Genomic DNA, 7854 nt, shown 5'->3' on the forward strand with positions numbered 1-7854 from the left:
CGACGTCGCCGTTCGCGCGTCTGCCCTGGGTTACTTTCGCTGGTTCACCCGACCTTCCAAAGGGCCAGGCTGTAGTCGAAGTTTCCGACCAGGAACCTGCTGTCGGGACTGAAGACGAGGGGCCCCGGCATGAAGGGTTGCGGGGTGATGGTCTTCGCCTGGTCGAATCCGCGGACGGGGTTCCAGCTGGCCGTGGACCAAATCCGGACACCTCCGTACTGCTCGGTGGCGGCCAGCAACGCGCCGTCCGGGCTGAACTCCACGGAGCAGACCGGCTTCGAAGAGAAGGGCAGCGTTTCGATCACCTTGCGGGTGGCGACACTCCACACCCTGACCTCGCCCCGGGAGGCTGTGGCGAGGACCTTGCCGTCCGGACTGACCGCGAGGCCGATCACGCCGTCGCCGGCGTTCTCCACGGTCGCAGTGAGCTTGCCGGTGCGGACGTCCCAGAAGCGCAGCAGTTCTTGGAAGGTCGAGGTGATGAGGGTGCGGCCGTCCTGGGCGAACGCCATGCGCAGCAGGTCTCCATCGGCGTTGCTCGTGCTGGGCTGCTGTACCGGGACATTCACGAGGGTCGCGGCCAAGGAGCGGCTCTGGACATCCCACAAGGTCATCACGCTGTTGGCGCCGTACGCCAGCGTCTTGCCGTCCGGGCTGTAGGCGAGATTCGTGTATCCGGCCTGCTTCTGGATCCTGTCACCTTGGAGGGTGCCTGTCTTCTGCCGGGATGCCACGTCCCAGAGTGTGATGGTCGCGAAGTCGTCGACGCTGGCGAGCAGCGAGCCGTCCGGGCTGAACTTCACGCCGAGGGTCTTGTTGCCGATGCCCGGGACAGCGCTGTCGCCGAGTTTGGTCGCGACGTCCAGACCAGGGCTGTTCCACAGCATCACGGCACCGTCCCTGTCGCCCACCGCGAGGAACTTGCCGTCCGTGCTGAAGTCCACGTCAGACAGCATGGTGTGCCACTTGGGGGAGACCTTGTACGTGGGGTCCGCCGTTGGGGTCGTCGAGGGTGTGGCCGTCTGGCTCGGGCTCGCCGGAACCGACGGCCGCGTGCTTGCCGAGGCTGTCGGCCGCGGCGTCCCTGAACCGCCCGCAGTGGGAGAACCCGAGGTTCGGCTCAGTGCGATCGGCACCGCGGCCGCGGTGGCGGCACCCGCTCCGAGCGCGCCGAACAGGATCGTTCGCCGGCTCGGGCGCCAGCGCGGCGCCGGGTCCTCGTCGGCTCCCTCGTTCGCCGGGCGATCCGCTGTACCGGGCGGCGGGACGAGCGGTTCCGGCCGACCCGGTACCGGAAGGGCGGTTCTCGTCGTCAGATCCTCGTTCGCGGTGCGCCCGGTCAGGGCGACCGTCCCGGTGCCGGACGTCACCCAATGCCCCTCACCCTCAGGCAGGCCGAGGAGGCCGGCGATCGTGGCCTGCTGCTCGTCGATCAGGGCGTGCACGTCTTCGGGCCACGGCCGTACGGACGGAGCCAGCGGCCCGAGGGCGCGGGCGATCCGCTCGGGTGTGGGCCGCAGGGCCCGGTCTTTGGACAGGCATCGGCCGACGATGTCGCGCAGCGCCTCCGGAACGGCGGCGAGGTCGGGCTCGGTGTGGACGACATTGTAGAGCGTCTGCGGTGCAGAGGTACTGGTGAACGGGCTCCGGCCGGTGCACGCCTGCACCAGCACCGCGCCGAGCGAGAACACATCGCTGGACGAGTCCAGTTCCCGCCCTTCGGCCTGCTCCGGGGACATGAACGCAGGGGAGCCGACGAGCCATCCGGTGTGGGTGATCTCGGTGCCGCCCTCGCTGTCGGTGGCACGGGCGATCCCGAAGTCGATGACCCGGGGTCCGTCGGCGGCAAGCAGGACGTTGGACGGCTTGAGGTCGCGGTGGATGAGCCCGGCCCGATGGATCCCACCCAACGCGGCGGCCAGCCCGGCGGCCAGGCGCACGAGCGCGAACGACGGCAGCGGACCGGTCTTCACCACGACATCGCTCAAGGAGGGGCCGGGGACGAAGACCGAGGCCAGCCACGGTAGCGGCGCGTCTGCGTCCGCATCGACCACGGCCGCCGTGTACGCGCCGGACACCCGCCGGGACGCCTCCACCTCCCGGCGGAAGCGCACACGGAATCCGTCGTCCTCTACGAACTGTGAACGCACCACCTTGACCGCGACCAACCGCCCGTCCGGCGCGACGCCCAGCAGCACCCGCCCCATGCCGCCCCGCCCCAGCTCGGCCACCAGGCGGTAGGGACTGAGCGTGAGCTGGTCCGCATCCCCCAAAGGCTTCATCGGCCCCCTCCGATGCATCGAGGCCTCAGCGGCAACTCCGACCGAGAAAGCCCCTGTTGCCTACTCTGGCGCGAGCATCTCACATCACTGCGGGGGCAGCGTAGATGACAGGGGCACGTCGCGATCGCGTCCGGCCAGGGGTATCGCAGCGGATCGCCCGCAGCACAGTCAGCACGGGCCGCACACTCCACGAGCGGGCCGGCTCCGACCCCCATTGCCGAGAGCAACCACCTGGGGAAGGAGCAGCCCTGGGGAAAATTCGAGATCCGCATCAGCCCGACGATGTTCGGGGCCTGGCTGGCATCAGCATAGTCCGCAGGGCGCTGTGGTGGGGTGCGCCTTGCCCGGCCAGCTGGTTGCGGGCCGGGCAAGGGGGTGGTGCCGGGTAGGGGCAGCCGTGCCTGCGAATGGAGTCGGACGCCCTCGTAGTACGAGTCTGCGGTGAACCCGCATGATTGCTCCACGAGGAACGCGCGGTCTGCACAGGTGTCGAGCATGTCGCCCTGGAGGATCTCGTCGATGTGTTCCTGGCCGTCGGGGTTGTGCTGGAAGGCTTTCTCGCCGTACATGTCACGGTAGTTGCGGTGCAGGAAGTCGTGTCGGGCGCAGGCGTCCCTGAAGTCGAACGTTGCGAACGCGATGTCGAGGGCCGGGAAGTTGCATTAGTCGGTGTCCCACCGGAATTCGTAGGGGTCGGGTGTGCCGTCGCGGTGTGCGTCGCGGGCGCCCTTCCATGCCTTGCGGCTGTCTTCGCCCTCCTGGTTCAAGGTCTTGAATGGGGTTGCTTCGGTTTGGCGGACATCCGAGATCTGGGCTTGTGGCCCGGGGAGGGATGTCCATGATGGAGAACATGCCGAAGAGGGGTGTTCGTGGAGCAACGCCCCACGGCGGCGGCCTTCCGCAGCCCGCACCTCATCGCCCTGGTCGACGCCGCGCTGGAGGACGCCGCCGCGGCCGGGGACCACCCCGAACTGCCGCGGGTCCGCCACACGCTCGCGTACTTCCTGCTCCGCCAGGGCCGCTACCGGGAGGCGGTCGCCCAGTTCCGCCACGTCGACGGCTACACGCACGGCCTCCCCTGGCGCTACAGCCCCTTCCCGCGGCTCTCCTACCGCTCCCACCGCACCCGGGCGATGTGGGGGCCCTGCTCCTGCGCCGCTGATCCACCGGAGGGGTGACGCGCGGCCCCGCTCAGGCGGCCGGCGGTCGGTCTCCTGCGCCCGCTCCGCCGGATTCCCGCTCGCCGAGGGTGATCGCCCCCGACGGGCACACGCCCACGGCCATCCGTGCGGCCGCCTGATGGGCGGCGGCCGGTTCGGCGCGCAGCAGGACCACCAGTCCGTCCTCGGCGTCCTGGTCGAAGACCTCGGGGGCCGTCATGGCGCACATCCCGGCGCCGATGCACCGCTCGCGGTCGACGCTCAGGCGGGGCGTGCTCACTTCGCGTCCCAGGTGACCGGGAGGCTCTTCACCCCGTAGATGTCGGCGCTCTCCGGGCGCAGGAGGACCTCGTCGGCCGGCACGGCCAGGCGCAGCGTGGGGAAGCGGTCGAACAGGGCGCGGAACGCCACCCGCATCTCGACACGGGCCAACTGCTGGCCCAGGCACTGGTGGATGCCGTGGCTGAAGGCCAAATGCCCGTCGTACGGCCGCCGGAGGTCGAGGACGTCGGGGTCGGCGAAGCGGTGGGGGTCGCGGTTGGCGGTGTTGAACGACAGGACGACCGTCGTTCCGGCCTCGATGGTCTGGCCGCCCACCTCGACGTCCTCCAGCGCCGTCCTCATGAACGTCTTGGCGACGCTCAGGTACCGCAGCAGCTCCTCCACCGCCCCGTCGACGAGCGCGGGATCGGCGCGCAGCGCGGCCAGTTGCTCCGGGTTCTGCAGCAGCGCGAAGGTGCCGAGGGAGAGCATGTTGGCGGTGGTGTCGAAACCGGCCGCCAGCAGGATGAGGCTGATCCCCTTCAGCTCCTCGTCGGTCAGATCGCTGTCGGTGAGCTCGCTCAGCACGTCGTCGGTGGGGTTCGCGCGCTTGGCGGCGACCAGCCGTGCGAGGTACTCCTGGGTCGCGGTGTAGGCCGCCATCACCTCCTCGTCGCTGACCCCGCCGCCCATGAACGCGTCGATCTGCTCCTGGAAGGAGGCCCGGTCCTCGTACGGCACGCCGAGGATCTCGCAGATCACGATGGTGGGGATGGGCTTGGCGAACGCGGTCACCAGGTCCGTCGAAGGCCCGGCCTGCTCCATGGCGTCCAGGCATTCGGCGGTGATCTGCTCGATGCGCTCGGTGAGCAGCCGCATCCGCCGCACGGTGAACTTGCCCACCAGCGGCTTGCGGTAGCGGCTGTGCTGCGGCTCGTCCATGAGGAGGAACTCGCCGGGCGGCGCGGGGGGAAGCTCGAAGTCGACGATGTTCAGCAGCTCCTTGCGCGAGCTGAACCGGGGGTCGGCCAGGACCGACCTGATCAGGTCGTATCCGGTGATCAGCCAGCCGGGCTTGCCGCCGGGGTGGGTGAAGCGGCTGATGGGGCCGTGCCGTTGGGCGTCGGCCAGCTCCGCCGGGGGGGCGAAGGGGCAGCCGGCCTGACGCTGCGTCGGCAGAGCCGTGACGGTGTGGAGGGATTCGCTCACGTTCATTCCTCGTCTTGCGATATGACGTGTTTGGTATCTCCCGAAAGCTACGTTGCATTCATAGGGCAGTCAATCTCGCTGACGCATAACCGCAGGTAGAAGCCTATAAATTGATGCAATGGCCTGGAATCGAATGCAACGAGTCGTTGCAATGACTGCCGCCGAAGGCAATGCCGTTCGTCATCTCTTCATACGGTCGAACTCGGCTGCGAATCCGCACCGTTCCGCGATCATCCGCAGCTGGTCGTCGGGCAGGCTGTCCGGCCGGGCCAGGATGGCCCCCATGCCGTCGGCGGTGAGCCCCAGTTCGGCGACGATCCCCAGATCTCCGGCCGGGCGCGCCCCGGCGGCGTTCTCGTCGGGCGGGTCGGCGCCCAGGACGTCCAGGGCCTGGGCGGCGAGCGTGTGCCGGCGCGCCGCCCGGGCGTCCGACAGCAGCAGGCCGGTCCCCTCCGGGGTGGAGCGCAGGATCAGGAAGAACGCCTCGTCCGCGTTGAAGAACCCGAACACCGTGTCCGAGGTCCCGTCGTCGCGTACCGCGGAGATCGCCTCGTCGAGGCCCGTCAGCGCGGTGCGGTCCAGCCGGGTGCAGTGCGGGCGGCCGTCCCGGCGGACGACGGCGACCGCGTATCGGTGGTTCTTGTGTTCTGTCACGGCCCCACAGTGCCCCGTCGGAGCGCCCGCTAGCCGCCGGGAGGCCGCGCATGGCCCACACGGAGCAAGCTCGCCCCCGCCCACTCCGCCACCGGAGCGGGGCCGGTGCTCTGGCCAGGGGGAAGCGGATTGTCATTTATGCTTCAGAGCGGCCGCGGGGTGGTGGCTCGTCGCCGTATGCGGCAACTGCGGAACGGTCAGTCCGGCCGGTCGGGGAGGCTCGCGCCGGGCCTCGGCCCGGACGGGGACCACATGACGCCGATCATGACGATCTCGGGGAATCGAGTGACCGCCGACACGTGTCCCAGTGGTGTGGGCGCCCGGCCCCACCCGCCCGCGAACAGAAGACCCCCAGGGAGAAGTGAGGTATGCCGGTGATCTGTGTCGGAGGCATGATCGGACTCGGCAAGACGAGCGTGGCCGAGCTGCTCGCCAAGGAGCTGGGCAGCGACGTCTTCTACGAGAGCGTGGAAGACAACCCGATCCTTCCGCTCTTCTACACGGCGAGCCCCGAGGAGATCCAGGCCAAGCGCTACCCCTTCCTCCTCCAGCTGTACTTCCTGCAGACGCGGTTCGCCTCGATCAAGCAGGCGTACAAGCAGGGCGACAACGTCCTCGACCGGTCCATCTACGAGGACTGGTACTTCGCCAAGGTCAACCACGATCTGGGCCGGATCAGCACCCTCGAAATGCAGGTGTACGAGGGACTGCTCGACGAGATGATGCGCGAGATCGACGGCCTGCCGTACCGCAAGGCGCCGGATCTCATGGTCTACCTCAAGGCGGACTTCCAGACCGTCCTGTACCGCATCGGGCTGCGGGGCCGCGATTTCGAGCAGGACGAGAGCCTCGTCGAGTACTACCGGACCCTGTGGTCCGGCTACGACGACTGGGTGCACAAGCACTACTCGGCCAGCGAAGTCCTCGTCATCGACATGAACCGCACCGACGTGGTGAACAACCCCGAGGACGCGGCCCGCGTGGCGCAGGAGGTCAAGGACGCCCTGGCGGCGAGCCGGCGCCGCGCCTGAAGCCGGTCGTCTGGGCTTTCGCCCCGGGCGGAAGCGGAGGATCGTGGGAGTAGACCGTACGAATCGCCACTGGGAGGCGCGTCATGCGCAAGACCATGGACTGCAGGGAGTACCCCAGCGAGATCGGGTGCACCCTGACCATCACGGGTGAGGAAGACGAGGTCCTCGGGGCGGCCGTGCAGCACGGCGTCTCCGTGCACGGGGAAGAGGACACCCAGGAGTTCCGCGACGCACTGCGCGGCATGCTGAAGCCCGAGGTTCCCCAGAACGCCTGACACACGACAGCCAAGGGGGGATGTCAACCTCCGGTAAACCCCGCTGACGACCGCCTAGGGCGCGAGCCGTGGCAGGCTGCTCGTCACGCGGCTCCACAGGGAGCGGGTGGCACCGAAGCCGGTCTCGTGCGTCCAGACGTGGGTACAGCCGGGGCACTGCAGGTGCAGGAGGCTGCCCTTGTTGGAGAGCAGGTAGCGCCAGTGCCGGGAGCAGGTCCGGCGCTCTCCGCACGGCTCACAGTCCCGGGTGTCCTCGCACTTCGGGCAGGGCACCCATGCCCGGCGTCCGATGTCGGCCTGCGGATCAAGCGGCAGCATGGCCGCCCCCGCGCAGTGGCAGTACACCGGCCGCCACCAGGTCGTCGTAGGTGCGCTGCTGTTCCGCGTCGAGGCCGGAGTAGAGGCGGTCGTACGCCTCCTCCTCCCCGCGCAGCACGTCTACGGGGTCCCACTCGGGGCCGAGCGCGGCCATTACCTGGGCGCGCCGGAGCATCTCCTGAGAGGTGAGGTCGACGACGAAGTCGACCGGCTCTGCGGCGTCGCCCGGGCCGGACGGGGGCGTGGAGGGGTGCGAGGGCATGAGGCAGAACTTAGGTATGCCTTCTTTCGCGGGTCAAGGGAGGGTGGGCGGAGTCACATCCCGCCCTCAAGGGGATGCTCCGGGCAATTGGCAGCCGGACTCTGCGGCAGGTGACTCGGAAAGCTGCGTTCGACGCGCCCGTTTCCTTCGATTCGGCGGCCGGAAGTGGCCCGGGACACGCACCTGACAAGGTGCAAGCCGATACATAACGTGACATCCGGGCCCGGTTGCGGTGAGGCGGCCCACAGGACCCAGGTCACATTCGGCCCGCCCTAGTAGCCGGCCCCGCACCCCCGCACACCGCCCCCCACCAGCGAGGACGGCCGCCGCGCCGGGTCGGGACCTTCCGCCCGTCCTGCGAGGGCCGCTAGTAGGAGGGGGGCGTTGCCAGGGCGCCGGCGC

At 69.2% G+C, this 7854-nt stretch carries 10 protein-coding genes; 3 read left to right on the forward strand and 7 right to left on the reverse strand.

Going from position 1 to position 7854, the window contains the following annotated elements; translation table 11 throughout:
- Positions 1 to 44 precede the first annotated feature (44 nt).
- Together AB0F18_RS16530 and AB0F18_RS16535 are read right to left on the reverse strand one after the other, a co-directional pair.
- Positions 45 to 2282 carry a serine/threonine-protein kinase gene (locus tag AB0F18_RS16530; RefSeq protein ID WP_362060513.1) on the reverse strand — a complete coding sequence of 746 codons (2238 nt, stop codon included), beginning with the start codon at positions 2280 to 2282 and terminating at the stop codon, positions 45 to 47.
- Positions 2279 to 2923: a phospholipase A2 gene (locus tag AB0F18_RS16535; protein ID WP_362060546.1), complete on the reverse strand. Its 645-nt coding sequence runs from the start codon at positions 2921 to 2923 to the stop codon at positions 2279 to 2281. Before AB0F18_RS16535 ends, AB0F18_RS16530 begins: the two co-directional genes overlap by 4 nt.
- A 228-nt stretch (positions 2924 to 3151) precedes the next feature.
- On the opposite strand from AB0F18_RS16535, the gene AB0F18_RS16540 reads away from it, so the two are divergent.
- Entirely contained in the window at positions 3152 to 3460 is a 309-nt protein-coding gene (locus AB0F18_RS16540; RefSeq protein WP_362060516.1) for a hypothetical protein, read from the forward strand.
- A gap of 13 nt (positions 3461 to 3473) precedes the next feature.
- Here the strand turns inward: AB0F18_RS16540 and AB0F18_RS16545 are convergent, their stop codons facing one another.
- The 3 genes from AB0F18_RS16545 to AB0F18_RS16555 all read right to left on the reverse strand — a co-directional run bounded on the left by AB0F18_RS16545 (position 3474) and on the right by AB0F18_RS16555 (position 5566).
- The gene (locus AB0F18_RS16545) at positions 3474 to 3722 is read right to left on the reverse strand and encodes a ferredoxin (RefSeq protein WP_362060519.1); all 249 of its coding nucleotides are present in this window, start codon (positions 3720 to 3722) and stop codon (positions 3474 to 3476) included.
- Positions 3719 to 4912, reverse strand: coding sequence for a cytochrome P450 (locus AB0F18_RS16550; RefSeq protein WP_362060522.1), 1194 nt, complete (start codon positions 4910 to 4912; stop codon positions 3719 to 3721). The genes AB0F18_RS16545 and AB0F18_RS16550 overlap by 4 nt, the downstream gene beginning before the upstream one ends.
- 180 nt (positions 4913 to 5092) lie before the next feature.
- Positions 5093 to 5566 (reverse strand): tRNA adenosine deaminase-associated protein, encoded by a 474-nt coding sequence (locus AB0F18_RS16555; protein WP_362060525.1) that lies wholly within the window; start codon positions 5564 to 5566, stop codon positions 5093 to 5095.
- A gap of 368 nt (positions 5567 to 5934) precedes the next feature.
- Between AB0F18_RS16555 and AB0F18_RS16560 the strand changes: the two genes are divergently transcribed.
- Both AB0F18_RS16560 and AB0F18_RS16565 read left to right on the forward strand, forming a co-directional pair.
- Entirely contained in the window at positions 5935 to 6597 is a 663-nt protein-coding gene (locus AB0F18_RS16560; RefSeq protein ID WP_362060528.1) for a deoxynucleoside kinase, read from the forward strand.
- Positions 6598 to 6680: 83 nt separating this feature from the next.
- Entirely contained in the window at positions 6681 to 6872 is a 192-nt protein-coding gene (locus AB0F18_RS16565; RefSeq protein WP_362060531.1) for a DUF1059 domain-containing protein, read from the forward strand.
- Positions 6873 to 6926: 54 nt separating this feature from the next.
- Here the strand turns inward: AB0F18_RS16565 and AB0F18_RS16570 are convergent, their stop codons facing one another.
- The gene (locus AB0F18_RS16570; protein WP_362060534.1) at positions 6927 to 7190 is read right to left on the reverse strand and encodes a hypothetical protein; all 264 of its coding nucleotides are present in this window, start codon (positions 7188 to 7190) and stop codon (positions 6927 to 6929) included.
- Positions 7177 to 7452, reverse strand: a complete 276-nt coding sequence (locus AB0F18_RS16575) for a DUF6400 family protein (protein WP_362060537.1) — start codon at positions 7450 to 7452, stop codon at positions 7177 to 7179. The genes AB0F18_RS16570 and AB0F18_RS16575 overlap by 14 nt, the downstream gene beginning before the upstream one ends.
- Positions 7453 to 7854: the final 402 nt, after the last annotated feature.

Source organism: Streptomyces sp. NPDC029216, from assembly GCF_040648015.1.
In the GTDB taxonomy this organism is placed as follows: Bacteria; Actinomycetota; Actinomycetes; order Streptomycetales; family Streptomycetaceae; genus Streptomyces.

Excerpts from the sequence above, each read along its gene's own strand:
- AB0F18_RS16530 (WP_362060513.1), bottom strand. The coding sequence starts at position 2,282 with ATGAAGCCTTTGGGGGATGCGGACCAGCTCACGCTCAGTCCCTACCGC.
- AB0F18_RS16560 (WP_362060528.1), top strand. The coding sequence starts at position 5,935 with ATGCCGGTGATCTGTGTCGGAGGCATGATCGGACTCGGCAAGACGAGC.
- AB0F18_RS16565 (WP_362060531.1), top strand. The coding sequence starts at position 6,681 with ATGCGCAAGACCATGGACTGCAGGGAGTACCCCAGCGAGATCGGGTGC.
- AB0F18_RS16570 (WP_362060534.1), bottom strand. The coding sequence starts at position 7,190 with ATGCTGCCGCTTGATCCGCAGGCCGACATCGGACGCCGGGCATGGGTG.
- AB0F18_RS16575 (WP_362060537.1), bottom strand. The coding sequence starts at position 7,452 with ATGCCCTCGCACCCCTCCACGCCCCCGTCCGGCCCGGGCGACGCCGCA.